Origin of the sequence: Pseudomonas sp. PDM18, from assembly GCF_014852585.1 — a bacterium.
GTDB lineage: Bacteria > Pseudomonadota > Gammaproteobacteria > Pseudomonadales > Pseudomonadaceae > Pseudomonas.
The window spans coordinates 245,755-261,129 of record NZ_JACVBX010000001.1; the positions used below are offsets into that span (position 1 = coordinate 245,755).

The window sequence follows — 15,375 nt, forward strand, 5'->3', positions numbered from 1 at the left end:
TCAAATCTGCTGGAAGGGATAAACCGAGCCCAGTTTAAGGATCTGGCTCAATTCATCCAACGCCGTCCGGCACTCGACGAGCAGTTGCGGATCGGCCAGATCGGTTTCGGCCAGGCGATCGCGGTAGTGCTTGTCGACCCAGGTGACCAGGGTGTCGTGCAGGGTCGGGGTCATGATGACGCCCGGATTGACCGCTGCCAGCTCCTTGTCGGTCAACGCCACGCGCAGGCGCAGGCAGGCGGGGCCGCCACCGTTCTGCATGCTCTGCTTGAGGTCGAACACCTTAACCTCGCGGATCGGGCCATCCTCAGCGGTCAGGCGCGACAGGTAGCTCCAGACGCGCTCGTTCTTGCGGCACTCCTCCGGGACGATCAGCAACATGTTGCCGTCGGCACGGGTGAGCAGTTGGCTGTTGAACAGGTAGGACTTCACCGCGTCCTCGACGGCGACCTGGTCGCGCGGCACGCACACGGCGCGGAACCGGCCGCCAAGGCGTCCGAGCTTGTCGTGCAACTCGGCGAGCACGCGCTCGGTGTCGAGGAAGGCGTCTTCGTGGTGGAACAGCACTTCGCCATTGCCGACCGCAATCACGTCGTTATGGAACACGCCCTGGTCGATCACCGCCGGGTTCTGCTGGGCGTAGACCACGCCGTCATCGCTCAGGCCGTGCAGGCGGGCGACCGCCTGGCAGGCTTCCAGGGTCTGCCGCGCCGGGTAGCGCTGCGGCGCCGGGAAGCGGCTGTCGAAGGCGCTGCGACCGAACACGAAGAATTCCACGCCGGCTTCGCCATAGGACTTGCAGAAGCGCGTGTGGTTGGCCGCGCCCTCATCGCCGAACTGGGCGACTGCCGGCAGAGCGGCGTGGTGGGCGAAGTGTTTCTCGTCGTTGAACATCGCGGCGAGGATGCGGCTGGTCTGCGGATGCTCGATGGAACGATGGAACTTGCAGTTCAGGTTGGCGGCGGTGAAGTGCACGCGGCCATCGGCGGTGTCGGCACCTGGGCTGACGGTGGCAGCGTTGGCGGTCCACATGCAGGACGCCGAGCTGACGGCGGCGAGCAGCGGCATGGCCTCTTTCGCCGCCTTGGCGATCACTTCGGCGTCGCTGCCGGAGAAGCCCAGGGCGCGCAGCGAGGCAACGGCCGGACGTTCCTGCGGGGCGAACACGCCCTGCTTGAAGCCCATCTCCATCAGCGCCTTCATCTTCGACAGGCCCTGCTTCGCCGCCTCGCGCGGGTTGGAGGCCGCCTGGCTGTTGCTCTGCGAGGCCACGTTGCCGTAGGACAGCCCGCCGTAGTTGTGCGTCGGCCCGACCAGACCATCGAAGTTCATTTCATAGGCGGTCATCACAGGCTCACTCCCGGAGTCAGGGTTGCAGGCAGGCTCAGGCTGTCGCTTTCCAGCGAAGCCACCGGGTACGCGCAGTAGTCGGCGGCGTAGTAGGCGCTCGGGCGATGGTTGCCGGAGGCGCCGATGCCGCCGAACGGCGCGCTGCTGGCGGCGCCGGTCAGTTGCTTGTTCCAGTTGACGATGCCGGCGCGGCTCTCGATGAGGAAGTCCTCGTAGCGGTCGCGGGAATCCGACAGCAGGCCGGCGGCGAGGCCGTACTGGGTGGCATTGGCTTCACGCACGGCGGCGTCGAAGTCGGCGTAGCGGATCACTTGCAGCAGCGGGCCGAAGAATTCTTCGTCCGGGCGCTCGCTGACGGCGGTCACGTCGAGGATGCCAGGCGTCAGCAGCGCGGCGGTGGCCAGCGGCTGGGTCATCGCCAGCAGCGGCTTGGCGCCCTTGGCCAGCAGTTGTTCCTGGGCCTTGATCAGGTGTTCGGCAGCGGCCAGCGAGATCACCGAACCCATGAACGGCGCCGGTTGCTCGTCGAAACGGCCGACCTTGATGGTCGAGGCCACGGCCACCAGGCGCTCGATCAACGCGTCGCCCCAGGCGCCCTGCGGCACCAGCAGGCGGCGGGCGCAGGTGCAGCGCTGGCCGGCGGAAATGAACGCGGACTGGATGATGGTGTAGACGGCAGCATCCACGTCCTTCACTTCGTCGACGATCAACGGGTTATTGCCGCCCATCTCCAGCGCCAGGATTTTCTGCGGGCGACCGCCGAACTGGCTGTGCAGCAGGTTGCCGGTGCGGCTGGAACCGGTGAAGAACAGACCGTCGATATCGTCATTGCCAGCCAGGGCCACGCCGGTATCGCGGGCGCCCTGCACCAGGTTGATCACGCCAGGGGGAATGCCCGACTCGATCCAGGCCTGCAGGGTCAGCTCGGCGACCTTCGGGGTCAGCTCGCTGGGTTTGAACACCACGGCATTGCCCGCCAACAGGGCCGGGACGATGTGGCCGTTGGGCAGGTGGCCGGGGAAGTTGTATGGGCCGAACACGGCAACCACGCCATGGGGCTTGTGACGCAGCACCGCAGTGGCGTCGGCCAGCGGACCGCTCTTCTCGCCGGTGCGTTCACGGAAGGCCTGGACCGAGATGGCGACCTTGTTGACCATGCTGGTCACTTCGGTGGCGGCTTCCCACAGCGGCTTGCCGGTCTCCTCGCCAATGGCGCGGGCCATTTCCTCGGAGCGGCCCTTGAGAGCGGCGGCGAAGCGCTCCAGCACGGCGATGCGCTCTTCCACCGGGCGACGGGCCCAGGCCGGGAAGGCATTGCGCGCGGCGGCGACGGCAGCGGCAACCTGCTGCTGCGAAGCGGCACGGCCGGACCAGACCACGGCCTGGCTGACCGGGCAGAGCGATTGCAGAGGCTCGCCTTCGCCCGCCAGCCACTGGCCGGCAATGTAGTGGGTATTCATCATCAGGCTCCCCTGACGCCGGGCGGCGTCAGTTGCGTTTTCCGGAGAGGGGCACCGCGCGGACCGAAGCCCCGGCGGACAGGCGCAAGCGTTTGGCGGTCTGCGCATCGACCACCAGCGAGCCGGCGGCCACGCGCGCCGGGGCCGCGGTGATGCGGCACTCCTCGCGCCTGCGGTTGTGGATCAGGTAGGGCTCGGCGTCGTCGCCCGGCGTGCCGATGGCCAGCACCAGGCTCTGGCTGTCGGCGATGGCGCGAATCTTCTCGGTCGGCGCTTCGATGGCCGGGCCGGCGTCGAAGATGTCGACATAGCCCTGGTAGCTGAAGCCCTCGGCCTTGAGCATCGCCAGCGCCGGCTCGGTGTCGGCGTGGACACGGCCGATCACCTCGCGCGCATCCTCGGAGAGGAAGCAGGTGTAGAGCGGGAACTTGGGCATCAGCTCGGCGATGAACGCCTTGTTGCCCACGCCGGTCAGGTAGTCGGCCTGGCTGAATTCCATCTTGAAGAAGTGTCGGCCCAGGCTTTCCCAGAATGGCGAGCGCCCGGCGGCATCGGACATGCCGCGCATCTCGGCGATCACCTTGTCACCGAACAGTTCGCGGAACTCGGCGATGAACAGGAAGCGCGCCTTGGACAGCAGGCGACCGTTCAGGCCGGCGCGGTGATCGGCATGCAGGAACAGCGAGCACAGCTCGGACTGGCCGGTGAGGTCGTTGGCCAGGAACAGCGTGGGAATCTCGCGGTGGATGCCCAGCTCCTGGGAGGCGCTGACGGTCAGGCCGACGCGGTAGTTGTACCAGGGCTCGCGCAGGCCGACGGCGCCGGCCACGGCGGAGATACCGACGACCTTGCCTTCGTCGTTTTCCAGCACGAACAGGTAGTCGGCGTCGGCGCGCTCGGCCTCGCCACGGAAGGCCTTTTCGGCCCAGCTCACACGGTGCTGCAGGCGCTGCTCGTTGGCCGGCAAGGTGGTCAGACCGGTGCCGGTGCTGCGCGCCAGGTCAAACAGAGCCGGCAGGTCGGCGCTGGTTACGGGACGGACGATCATGCTCTCTCCCCTCAGATCGCAACCAGGCGCACGCTGGCGCCCTCACCAATGCCCAGGGCATCGGCGGTTTCCTGGTTCAGGGTGACGGGCTTGCCCGGTACCCAGTCGAGTTCGGCGACGATGGCGCGGAAATCCTGCAACTGGCCGTTGGTGACCAGATAACTGCGGCTGCCATGCCCCGACGCGCCGATGCGTACCGGCACCTGGCGGCTCTGGGCGATGGAGCGGATGTTCGAGGTGCGCGCATGCAACGCCGGGCCGCCATCGAAGATGTCCACGTAGTTCTCGGACTCGAAGCCATCGCGCATCAGGATGTCGAAGGTGATCTGCGCACGCGGATGCACCTGACCCATCGCTTCCTGCGCCTCGTCCGGCAGCAGCGGCACGTAGATCGGATAGTGCGGCATCAGTTCGGCAAGGAAGGTGCGGCTCTTCAGGCCGGACAGCTTCTCGGCTTCGGTGTAGTCGAGGTCGAAGAAGTTGCGCCCGATGGCGTTCCAGAACGGCGACTGACCTTGCTCGTCGCTGTAGCCGACGATCTCCACCACCACTGCATCGGCGAAACGTTCCGGATGGCTGGCCATGAACAGCAGGCGGCCACGGGAGTTGAGCTCGGCGATCGGCGTGTTCACCAGGTCGCGTTCGACGTAGAAGCTGGTCAGCAGGCTGTTGCCGGTGAGGTCATGGCACAGCGAGAGGACGTGAATCTTGTTGTGGATCTTCAGCTCGCGGGAAGCGTGCACGAAGGTCTCGTTGCGGAAGCTGTAGAACGGCTCGGAAAAACCGGCTGAGGCGACGATGGCCGAGCAGCCGACCAGACGGCCGGTCTCGCTGTCCTCGAGCACGAAGAAATAGCTCTCTTCACCGTTGAAGCTCACTTCGGCGGCGAACGAGGCCTCCGAGGCGAGAATCTTCTCGCGCAGGCGTTCCGCGTCGTCCGGCAGCGACGTGACGCCGACCGGGCTGTCCGCGGCGAGACGCTGCACTTGCTGCAGGTCGGCCACTTGGGCGGGGCGCATCACCAGCATGGCGTCACTCCTCTAACCAGACAAAATTGTGATTCTTGGTTTCTGATTCGCGGGCGCGAAACAGCCTGTGCCGCGCTCATCAGGGCATTCTCGGGAACCGGCCGGGACGATCCGGCCGGTTGAGCGGCGAAGCGCGAGCCCCGCCGATTCAGCGTAGCCGGGGGGATCAGCCGCGGGTCAGCTTGGCGATGGCGCGCTCGAGGCAATCCAGGCCTTCGTCGATGTCCGCATCCGGGATCACCAGGCTGGGCGCGAAACGCACCACATCCGGGCCGGCCTGCAGGACCATCACGCCTTCCTTCTCGGCGGCGTTGAGCACGTCCTTGGCCTTGCCCTTGAAGGCATCGTTGAGCACCGCGCCGATCAGCATGCCCATGCCGCGCACCTGGGTGAAGATGCCGTACTCGGCGGCGATCTTCTCCAGGCGGACCTTGAAGCGCTCGTGCTTGGCTTTCACGCCTTCGAGCACTTCCGGGGTGTTGATCACATCGAACGCCGCACCGGCGACGGCGCACGCCAGCGGGTTGCCGCCGTAGGTGGTGCCGTGGGTGCCGACGACCAGGTGCTCGGCGATCTTCGCGGTAGTCAGCATGGCGCCGATCGGGAAGCCGCCGCCCAGGCCCTTGGCGCTGGAGAGGATGTCCGGGTTTACGCCGTAGTACTGGTGGGCGTAGAGGTAGCCGATACGACCGAAGCCGCTCTGCACTTCATCGAAGATCAGCAGCGCGTTGTTCTCGTCGCACAGCTTGCGCACACCTTCCAGGTAAGCCTTGTCCGCCGGCAGCACACCGCTCTCGCCCTGCACCGGTTCGATGATCACGGCGCAGGTCTTGTCGGAAATGGCGGCCTTCAGGGCTTCCAGGTCGTTGAACTGGATGTGGGTGATGCCTTCGACCTTCGGGCCGAAACCATCGGAATACTTGGCCTGGCCACCGACGTTGACGGTGAACAGGGTACGGCCGTGGAAGCTGTTGACCATCGAGATGATCTCGTACTTCTCGGGGCCGTAGACGTCGTGGGCGTAGCGGCGCGCCAGCTTCAACGCGGCTTCATTGGCCTCGGCGCCGGAGTTGGCGAAGAACACGCGCTCGGCGAAGGTGGCGTCGATCAGCTTCTTGGCCAGGCGCAAGGCCGGCTCGTTGGTGAAGACGTTGGAGACGTGCCAGATCTTGCCGGCCTGCTCGGTCAGCGCCTGCATCAGCGCAGGATGAGTGTGGCCCAGGGAGCTGACCGCGATGCCGCCGGCGAAGTCCACCAGCTCTCGGCCGCTCTGATCCCAGACTCGGGAACCCTCGCCACGCACCGGAATGAAGGCAGCCGGCGAATAGTTGGGAACCATGACCTGGTCGAAGTCGGAGCGTTGGACCTGAGCTTGCGGAGCGGACATCGGTGTTCTCCTGCCTGGTTGAGGCGGCTATCGATGGATGGATTGTAGGGACGATACGCGGGCCGGCATTGCCGCCATGCGACAACTTGTTATAGCGCCAACCCGCGAATTGCCGAGGCTTACGGAAATGCGACAGAAAGCGTCGGGAAGGCGCAGTGTAAGGCCTGGGGCCTGCTGCGGGTACAAGCGGGCGTGGAATTTGTTCGCTGCGCGAACGGGGGAAATCGGAATAAGGAAGGAAGGGGCTTTTGAGCAGCAGCGAGCAGGGTGCTAGGGCGGAGAGATGCTTTTCGTAGGAGCGAGCTTGCTCGCGAACCGCTTTACGCCGGTGCATCCGGCAGGATCGTTCGCGAGCAAGCTCGCTCCTACCAAGGGCCGTTCAGACTCGTAGGGCGAATAACGCGCCAGCGTTATCCGCCGTACCCGGAGAGGCGGATAACCTGTTCCAGGTTATTCGCCTTACGAAAAGCGCGGCGTCAACCGCGCTCGGCGACCACCGGGGCAGCTTCGGCAACGCTCTGGCCGCGGCGCTGGTTGCGGTCTTCGCGCGGGGTCACGCCGAAGAAATTGCGGTACGCGCTGGAGAAGTGCGGGCCGCTGGAGAAGCCGCAGGATAGGCCGATCTGGATGATCGACTTGCTGGTCTGCATGAGCATCTGCCGCGCGCGGTTCAGGCGCAGTTCCAAGTAGTACTGGCTCGGCACGCGGGTCAGGTACTGCTTGAAGATACGCTCCAGCTGGCGACGCGAGACGCAAACGTGCTGGGCGATCTCGTCGGTGGTCAGCGGCTCCTCGATGTTCGCCTCCATCAGCAGCACCGCCTGGGTGAGCTTCGGGTGGCTGGAGCCAAGGCGGTTCTTCAGCGGGATGCGCTGGCGCTCGGAGCCTTCGCGGATGCGCTCCACCACCAGCTCTTCGGACACCGCGCCCGCCAGCTCTGCACCATGGTCGCGGGACAGCACGGCCAGCAGCAGGTCGAGCACCGCCATGCCGCCGCAGGCGCTCAGGCGATCACGGTCCCACTCGAACAGGTGGTTGGTGGCAATGACCTTGGGATAACGCTCGGTGAAGTCGTCGTGCCAGCGCCAATGCACCGCAGCGCGGTAGCCGTCGAGCAGGCCCAGCTGCGCCAGCGGATAGATACCGGCGGACAGCGCGCCGATGCTCACACCGCTACGCGACAGCTGCTTGAGCACAGAGGCCAGTGGCGCGGGGACCGTCTGCGGAATCTCGTCGGCGACCAGGAAGATGCGCTGGCACTGCTCCAGCACACCGCTCCAGGCTTGCCCCGGCAACCGCCAACCATCAGAGTCCGCGACCGTCTCGGCGCTCATGAACACCGGTTCGTAGAGCGCCTCGGGGTGCAGCCGGCGGGCGACCCGCAAGGCCTCCTCGGCCAGACCGAGGGTCAGCGCCCGCGTGTGCGGCCAGAGGAGGAATCCGATGCGTTGTGCGGTCATTCGACTAGATCACCAGGCGACGGTAACAGACAGCTTACTTCAAGCTGCCGGAAAGGAACTGCTTCAGGCGGTCCGATTGCGGATTGGCCAGGACTTCCTTCGGGCAGCCCGCCTCTTCCACCAGCCCCTTGTGCAGGAACACCAGTTGGTTCGACACCTCGCGGGCGAAGCCCATCTCGTGGGTCACCACCACCATGGTGCGGCCTTCCTGGGCCAGGTCCTGCATCACACGCAGGACTTCGCCGACCAGCTCGGGGTCGAGCGCCGAGGTCGGCTCGTCAAAAAGCATGACCTCCGGCTCGACCGCCAGGGCACGGGCGATGGCCACGCGCTGCTGTTCGCCGCCGGACATGTGGGCCGGGTAGGCATCCTTGCGGTGTGCCACGCCGACTTTCGCCAGGTAGTGCTCGGCCTTTTCCAGTGCCTCTTTCTTCGATACGCCCAGCACGTGGACCGGCGCCTCGATGACGTTCTCCAGGGCGCTCATGTGCGACCACAGGTTGAAGTGCTGGAACACCATCGACAGGCGCGAGCGCATGCGCTGCAGTTGCTTGGCGTCGGCTGCCTTGAGCGCGCCGTCCTTGTTCGGCACGAGCTTGAGCTCTTCGCCGTTGAGCAGGATCTTGCCGGCGTGGGGCTGCTCCAGCAGATTGATGCAGCGCAGGAAGGTGCTCTTGCCCGAGCCGGAGGAGCCGATGATGCTGATCACGTCGCCCGCTTTCGCCGCCAGGGAGACGCCCTTGAGCACCTCGTGACTGCCGTAGCGTTTGTGCAGGTCCTGGATTTCCAGTTTGTACATGGTGTCGGTTCTCGAATTCAGTCGTTGATCAGCCGGCCCTTGCGGAACGGCTCACGCCCGGCCACCTTGGCCAGCCAAAGCCCTGGCTGGGCATAGCGCCCACGCTCGATGGCGAACAGCACGCCGGAAGTCCCGGCGCGAACAGTGCTGACCTGGTCGTTCAGCGGGTCGACGACCTCGAACAGCACGTCGCCCTTCTCCACCCACTCCCCCGCCCGGCGCAGGAAACTGACCACGCCGGCATGAGGTGCGTAGAGGTATTCGGTACCTTCGAACGGCATGCCTTCGCAACATTCGGCCGGTGCCGCCGGCCAGTCGCCGGCGATCAGGCCCTGCTCGGCGAGGAAACCGAGGATGGCTTCAGCATTGGCCTGCCCTTGGTCGACGCGGGTGTCGCCCACGCCGCCCAGCTCGACGGTGGTCGCCAGGCACGCCAGCGGAATCGCTGCCTGCGGGAAGGCCTGCGCCAGGCGCAGCCAGGGCAGTGAGCAGGATTCGTCGAAGGAGCTGCCGCCGGAGTCTTCGGCAAGCAGAGCGACGCCGGCTTGCAGACGCGCAGCCAGCGACTTCCAGCGCGGCCAGTGCTGCGGGATCGCGTAGACATGGATGGCAGCGTCGAAGTCGCAGTGCAAGTCGAGCACCACTTCGGCATCGCAGGCGTGGCGCAGCAGGATGCGCTGCATGCCCTGCAGCTCGGACGAGGCCGGCGGCAGCGCGTCGAGACCATCACGCATGGCCTGGCGGATCAGCTCGACGTTGGCAGTTTCATCGGCGCCCAGCTGGTCGCCGACACGCTCGGCAACCAGAGCGCTCAGCTCGACGAAATCGCGGTTGAAGTTCTTCCCGCTGCCGAACTCGAAACGCCCCAGGTGGCTGGCCTGCAGGGTCTGGCCCAGGCCGATGGGGTTGGCCACCGGCACCAGTTCGACGACGCAGTTCAGTTGCCCGCGCGACTCGAGATCGGCCAGGCGCTGCTTGAGCTCCCAGGCGGTGCGCATGCCCGGCAGCTCGTCGGCGTGCAGGCTGGACTGGATGTAGACCTTGCGCGAGCCCTTGCCGTAGCGGAATACGCTCAGGCGGCGCTCGCTACCCAGGCTACTCCACGGCAGCAGATGATCGATACGTTCCACGGTGTATTCCTCAGTGCTTACGCGGCGCGAGATAGGCCAGCCAGCGGCGTTCAGCCAGCTTGAACAGGCGCACCAGGGTGAAGGTCATGATCAGGTAGAAGATGCCGGCGGTGATGAACGCTTCGAACGGCAGGTAGTACTGCGAGTACACGGTGCGCGCGGCGCCGGTGATGTCCACCAGGGTCACGATGGACGCCAGGCTCGTGGTTTGCAGCATCATGATCACTTCATTGCTGTATTGCGGCAGCGCGCGGCGCAGGGCCGAGGGCAGCAGGATGCGGCGGTAGAGCTTGATCCGCGACATGCCCATGGCCTTGGCGGCCTCGATCTCGCCGTGGGGAGTGGCGCGGATGCTGCCGGCGAGAATCTCGGCGGTGTAGGCGCTGGTGTTGATGGCGAACGCGGCGCAGGCGCAGAAGGTGGCGTTGGACAGCAGTGGCCACATTGCGCTTTCACGCACGAACTCGAACTGTGCCAAGCCGTAGTAGATGAGGAACAGCTGCACCAGCATCGGGGTGCCGCGGATCACGTAGGTGTAGAGCCAGGCCGGCAAGTTTACCGCGGGGTTCTTCGAGCAGCGCATCAGTGCCAGCGGCACCGCCGCCAGCAGGCCGAAGAACAGCGAGATCGCCAGCAGCTTGAGGGTCACCAGCAGGCCGCTGAAATAGAGCGGCAGGCTGTCCCAGATGACGGAGAAGTCGAAAATCATGATCAGGCTCCCGGTCTCAAAGCTCGGCGACTTTCACGCCGACCGAATAGCGGCGTTCGAGCATGCGCAGCAGCACCAGGGAAACGCTGGTGACCACCAGGTACAGCGCCGCCACGGCGAGGAAGTAGGTGAAGGGTTCGCGGGTCGCGTCCGAGGCCTGCTTGGCCTTGAACATCATGTCCTGCAGGCCGACCACGGAGATCAGCGCGGTGGCCTTCACCAGCACCAGCCAGTTGTTGGTGAAGCCGGGAATGGCCAGGCGGATCATCTGCGGCACCTGGATGCGGAAGAACACCTGGAGCGGGCTCATGCCATAGGCGAAGCCGGCCTCGCCCTGCCCTTTCGGGATGGCCATGAAGGCACCACGGAAGGTCTCGGACAGGTACGCGCCGAAGATGAAGCCCAAGGTGCCGACGCCGGAGGCGAAGGGGTTGAGGTCGATGTAGTCGTCATAGCCGACCATGGGCGCGATCCAGTTCACCACGGCCTGGCCGCCGTAGAAGATCAGCAGGATCAGCACGAGGTCCGGCACGCCACGGATCACTGTGGAGTAGAGGTCGCCACACCAGGCCAGCCACTTCACCGGCGACAGGCGGATGGCCGCGCCGAGCAGACCCAGCGCGATTGCCAGGGCCATCGATAGCAGGGACAGCTGAAGCGTCAGCCAGGCACCATCGACGATGGTGGCTCCGTAGCCATTGAGCATAATTTCGCACCTCGTGAAACCGGACGCCGCCCGCAACGACGCGGACGCTCAGGGCAAGCGCGACTGCTGGCTCACCCCCAATAAAAAAGTGGCACAAACTTCAGGATCAGGCCTGGGTCTGTGCCACTTCTGGACTTGGATCAGTTCTCGCCGTAGACGTCGAACTTGAAGTACTTGTCCTGTACTTCCTTGTACTTGCCGTTGGCACGAATGCCGGCGATGGCCGTGTTGAATTTCTCGGCCAGGGCGGTATCGCCCTTGCGCACGGCGATGCCGGCGCCACCACCGAAGTACTTCGGATCATTGTATTCCGGACCTACAAAGGCGTAGCCCTTGCCGGCGTCAGTTTTCAGGAAGCCGTCGTCGAGGTTGACCGAATCGGCCATGGTCGCGTCGATGCGGCCGGAGACCAGGTCCATGTTGGCTTCGTTCTGGGAGTTGTAGCGCACGACTTCGATACCGGCCGGGGCCAGGACGTCGGTGGCGTAGCGGTCATGGGTGGAAGCGCGCAGCACACCCACCTTCTTGCCCTTCAGGTCCGCCAGCGGATCGTTCAGGGTCACACCTTCCTTCATCACGAAGCGCGCGGGGGTGTGGTAGTACTTGTTGGTGAAGTCGACGGACTTCTTGCGCTCATCAGTGATGGTCATGGACGAGAGGATCGCGTCGATCTTACGAACCTTCAGTGCCGGGATCAGGCCGTCGAACTCCTGCTCGACCCAAGTACATTTGACCTTCATCTCTTCGCACAGGGCGTTGCCGATATCCACGTCGAAACCGGCGAGCTTGCCGTCGGGAGTCTTGAAGGAGAAAGGCGGATAGCCGGCTTCGATGCCGATGCGGACCGGCTTGTCGTCAGCGTGGGCAACCAGGGAAAGCGCGGACAGGGCCAGCGCACCGAGAAGTGCAAACTTCTTCATCAGTAACTCCTTCGAGGGTAGGACTTCGATTGGCAGGAGAAAGGGGTTGGCCCAGGCTGCCCGTGCAGAAGTGAAGGTTATTGTTCGTCTGCGCATTGCCGGCGCGATTCTCGTGAAAAGCGCGCCTACCGGGGTGAGCGGCATTCTAGCGACAGCCCCTGAGCGGTTATTTCTTCAATGCGACAAGTAATTATAGAAGCGCTGGGGGCGGGGGCCCGACAGCTTGACGGCGCGGATTTTACGTGATCTGAAAGCGCGGAGTAAAACCCAAATTACTTGCAGTAATTGGGCCATAAATACCTGGCCTCAGTCCCTGCGCGGGGGGGCGCGATATTGACTCATTCTGCACGGACAGAAAAGTGCACCAGGGCCGCGCAAAATGTTTCCTGACGCCTCATTTTATTGCGGGGAAATGTTACCGACAGGCAGGAAGGACACTGCAAGAAGCACGGAGCCAAGCGCAGTTGACTTGATATCTGTTGCTCGAACGATCGTAGAGACATCCCACTCATGAATGGTTGAACGTCAAACGACCTGTGCCGCACCAATGAAAACGCCGCTACGAAGAGCGGCGTTTTCATTGTGTGCCCGATGTCAGAACAGGTGAGTAAACAGCCAATACAACGAAGCAGAGAGCACGATGGCCGCCGGCAGGGTCAACACCCAGGCCATCAGCAGGTTGCGGATGGTGCGCATCTGCAGGCCCGAGCCGTTGGCCGCCATGGTGCCGGCGACGCCGGACGACAACACGTGGGTCGTAGACACCGGCAACCCGTACATGTCCGCCGCGCCGATGGTCAGCATCGCTACCATCTCCGCCGAGGCGCCCTGGGCGTAGGTCAGGTGAGTCTTGCCGATCTTCTCGCCGACGGTGACCACGATGCGCTTCCAGCCGACCATGGTGCCCAGGCCGAGGGCGATGGCCACGGCGACCTTCACCCACAGCGGGATGAAACGGGTCGACTCGTCGATCTTGCCCTTGAACGCGGCCAGCTTGCTGGTGGTATCGGCGTCAAAGTTGCCGACCTTGTCCTTGTCCATCAGGCGGATCGCCTCGCTGGTCAGGTACATGTCGTTACGCACGTTGCCCATGGCTTCCGCCGGCACGCGGGCCAGACTGCCGTAGCCCTTCACTTCCGCGCCGATGGCGCCGGTCAGCGCCGCCAGGGACGGGATCAGTTCCGGCTTAGCCTCCTTGGTGCGCACATACTCCGACAGCACCACGCGCGGGTCGGCCGGGGCCGGCTGCGGCGCGGCGCGCAGCAGCGCCTGCTGGGTGACTTCGGCGACGGCGACGAACTGCACGGTCTGGTCCGCCGGCATGGTGCGATTCAGCGCGTAGGCCATCGGCAGGGTCCCGACCAAGATCAGCATGATCAGGCCCATGCCCTTCTGCCCGTCGTTGGAACCGTGGGCGAACGACACGCCGGTGCAGGTTAGGATCAACAGGCCGCGAATCCACCACGGCGGCGGCGTCTTGCCCTTGGGCGCCTTGTACAGCGCGCGGTTCCTCACCAGCAGGCGCAGCGCCAGCAGCAGCAGCGCGGCGCAGAGGAAGCCGATCAGCGGCGAGAGCAGCAGCGAGTAGCCGACCTTGGTCGCCTGCGCCCAGTCCACACCGCTGGTGCCGTCGCGGCCGTGCATCAGCGCATTGGCGATACCCACGCCGATGATCGAGCCGATCAGGGTGTGCGAGGACGACGCCGGCAGGCCCAGCCACCAGGTGCCGAGGTTCCACAGGATGGCGGCGATCAGCAGGGCGAAGACCATGGCAAAGCCGGCGGAGGAGCCGACCTGCAGGATCAGTTCCACCGGCAGCAGGGCGATGATGCCGAAGGCCACCGCGCCGCTGGAGAGCAGCACGCCGAGAAAGTTGAAGCAGCCCGACCAGACCACCGCGAAGTGCGGCGGCAGCGAGTGGGTATAGATGACGGTGGCCACTGCATTGGCGGTGTCATGGAAGCCGTTGACGAACTCGAAGCCCAGGGCGATGAACAGGGCGACCCCGAGCAGCAGGAACGGCGTCCAGGTGGTAACCGCGGTGGTAACGTCGTCGACGTCGCGCACCAGGCTCCAGGCCGAGAACAGCAGGCCGACGGCGAGCACGGAGAAGAAAACGAAGGCGGTAATGCGGCCGGGCTTGTGTTCCAGATGGGGCCGGTCTTCGACGACAGGAAGGTCGCCGGCGGCCAGGGTATCGGTGGTCATGCTGGGAGTCCGCTTGGAGGGGTGTCCCGGTCATGATCAGCGGGGAATGTTACAGGTTGTGTCTCCATTCATTGTCCGAGCATTGTCGCCGCGAGCTTGCTCGCGAACGGGACCGGGTTCAACGGCATCAGGCGGTTCGCGAGCAAGAACTAGGCGTCCCCCTCGGTCCTACGAAGAGCAGCGTTCTCAGTAAACCTCCGGCACCACGATCTCCTGGGGCGTCGGCGTACGCGCGTAGTCCTCGTGGCGCTGGCGCTGCGGCAGGATCACCGCCGGGTGCTCCACATCCTCGTAGGGAATCAGGTTCAGCAGGTGGCTGATGCAGTTGAGCCGCGCACGCTTCTTGTCATCGGCCTGCACCACCCACCAGGGCGCCTCGGGGATGTGGGTGCGCTCGAGCATGATTTCCTTGGCCTTGGTGTAGGCCTCCCAGCGGCGCCGCGACTCCAGGTCCATGGGGCTGAGCTTCCACTGCTTGAGCGGGTCGTGGATGCGGCTGAGGAAGCGCAGGTGCTGCTCGTCGTCGGAGATGGAGAACCAGTACTTGATCAGCTGGATGCCCGAGCGCGCCAGCATGCGCTCGAACTCCGGCACGCTGCGGAAGAACTCCTCGTACTGGTCGTCCGAGCAGAAGCCCATTACCCGCTCGACGCCGGCACGGTTGTACCAGCTGCGATCGAACAGGACGATCTCCCCCGCCGCCGGCAGGTGCGAGACATAGCGCTGGAAGTACCACTGGGTCTGCTCGCGGTCGTTCGGCGCAGGCAGCGCGGCGACCCGGCAGACGCGCGGATTGAGGCGCTGGGTGATGCGTTTGATCACGCCGCCCTTGCCCGCCGCATCGCGGCCTTCGAAGAGGATCACCACCTTGTGGCCGGTCTTCACCACCCAGCTCTGCAGCTTCACCAGCTCGCCCTGCAGGCGGAATAGCTCGCTGAAGTAGCGACGGCGGGCGAGCTTTTCCTCGTCGACGTCGGCGTGCTCGTCGAAAAGCTCGTCGAGGTTGCGCACATCTTCCAGCAGCTCCAGCTCCAGCTCTTCGTCGCTGTGGTCGAGCAGTTCGCGGTGGATGCGGCGGATCACGGATTCATTGGTCAGGGGCATGGCGGCGGCCTACGCGTCGGGGGCTTTGCCGCCAGACTAGGGGCGCCGGGTGTCAGGCTGGTGACA

General features: G+C 65.0%; 13 protein-coding genes. All 13 read right to left on the reverse strand.

What is annotated here, in order from left to right; genetic code table 11:
* Window positions 1-1,347, reverse strand: coding sequence for an N-succinylarginine dihydrolase (gene astB, locus IB274_RS01105; RefSeq protein WP_192430283.1), 1,347 nt, complete (start codon window positions 1,345-1,347; stop codon window positions 1-3).
* A complete protein-coding gene (astD, locus tag IB274_RS01110; protein WP_192430284.1) occupies window positions 1,347-2,813 on the reverse strand; it encodes a succinylglutamate-semialdehyde dehydrogenase in 1,467 nt (488 codons plus the stop codon). Before astD ends, astB begins: the two co-directional genes overlap by 1 nt.
* Before the next feature lie 25 nt (window positions 2,814-2,838).
* The gene (gene astA / locus IB274_RS01115; protein WP_192430285.1) at window positions 2,839-3,858 is read right to left on the reverse strand and encodes an arginine N-succinyltransferase; all 1,020 of its coding nucleotides are present in this window, start codon (window positions 3,856-3,858) and stop codon (window positions 2,839-2,841) included.
* 11 nt (window positions 3,859-3,869) lie between these two features.
* Window positions 3,870-4,886 (reverse strand): arginine/ornithine succinyltransferase subunit alpha, encoded by a 1,017-nt coding sequence (gene aruF, locus IB274_RS01120; RefSeq protein WP_192430286.1) that lies wholly within the window; start codon window positions 4,884-4,886, stop codon window positions 3,870-3,872.
* A 166-nt stretch (window positions 4,887-5,052) separates the two neighbouring features.
* Window positions 5,053-6,273 (reverse strand): aspartate aminotransferase family protein, encoded by a 1,221-nt coding sequence (locus tag IB274_RS01125; RefSeq protein WP_192430287.1) that lies wholly within the window; start codon window positions 6,271-6,273, stop codon window positions 5,053-5,055.
* Between the two features lie 476 nt (window positions 6,274-6,749).
* Window positions 6,750-7,733, reverse strand: a complete 984-nt coding sequence (gene argR, locus IB274_RS01130) for a transcriptional regulator ArgR (RefSeq protein WP_192430288.1) — start codon at window positions 7,731-7,733, stop codon at window positions 6,750-6,752.
* A 34-nt stretch (window positions 7,734-7,767) separates the two neighbouring features.
* The gene (aotP, locus tag IB274_RS01135) at window positions 7,768-8,532 is read right to left on the reverse strand and encodes an arginine/ornithine transport ATP-binding protein AotP (RefSeq protein ID WP_192430289.1); all 765 of its coding nucleotides are present in this window, start codon (window positions 8,530-8,532) and stop codon (window positions 7,768-7,770) included.
* Window positions 8,533-8,549: 17 nt separating this feature from the next.
* A complete protein-coding gene (locus IB274_RS01140; protein WP_192430290.1) occupies window positions 8,550-9,662 on the reverse strand; it encodes a M14 family metallopeptidase in 1,113 nt (370 codons plus the stop codon).
* 10 nt (window positions 9,663-9,672) lie between these two features.
* Window positions 9,673-10,371, reverse strand: coding sequence for an ABC transporter permease (locus IB274_RS01145; protein WP_088418021.1), 699 nt, complete (start codon window positions 10,369-10,371; stop codon window positions 9,673-9,675).
* Window positions 10,372-10,387: 16 nt separating this feature from the next.
* The gene (locus IB274_RS01150; RefSeq protein ID WP_192430291.1) at window positions 10,388-11,077 is read right to left on the reverse strand and encodes an ABC transporter permease; all 690 of its coding nucleotides are present in this window, start codon (window positions 11,075-11,077) and stop codon (window positions 10,388-10,390) included.
* Window positions 11,078-11,217: 140 nt separating this feature from the next.
* Window positions 11,218-11,997, reverse strand: coding sequence for an ABC transporter substrate-binding protein (locus tag IB274_RS01155; protein ID WP_192430292.1), 780 nt, complete (start codon window positions 11,995-11,997; stop codon window positions 11,218-11,220).
* A gap of 594 nt (window positions 11,998-12,591) precedes the next feature.
* The gene (locus tag IB274_RS01160) at window positions 12,592-14,205 is read right to left on the reverse strand and encodes an inorganic phosphate transporter (protein WP_192430293.1); all 1,614 of its coding nucleotides are present in this window, start codon (window positions 14,203-14,205) and stop codon (window positions 12,592-12,594) included.
* A gap of 186 nt (window positions 14,206-14,391) precedes the next feature.
* The gene (gene ppk2, locus IB274_RS01165) at window positions 14,392-15,309 is read right to left on the reverse strand and encodes a polyphosphate kinase 2 (protein ID WP_192430294.1); all 918 of its coding nucleotides are present in this window, start codon (window positions 15,307-15,309) and stop codon (window positions 14,392-14,394) included.
* Between the last annotated feature and the right edge of the window lie 66 nt (window positions 15,310-15,375).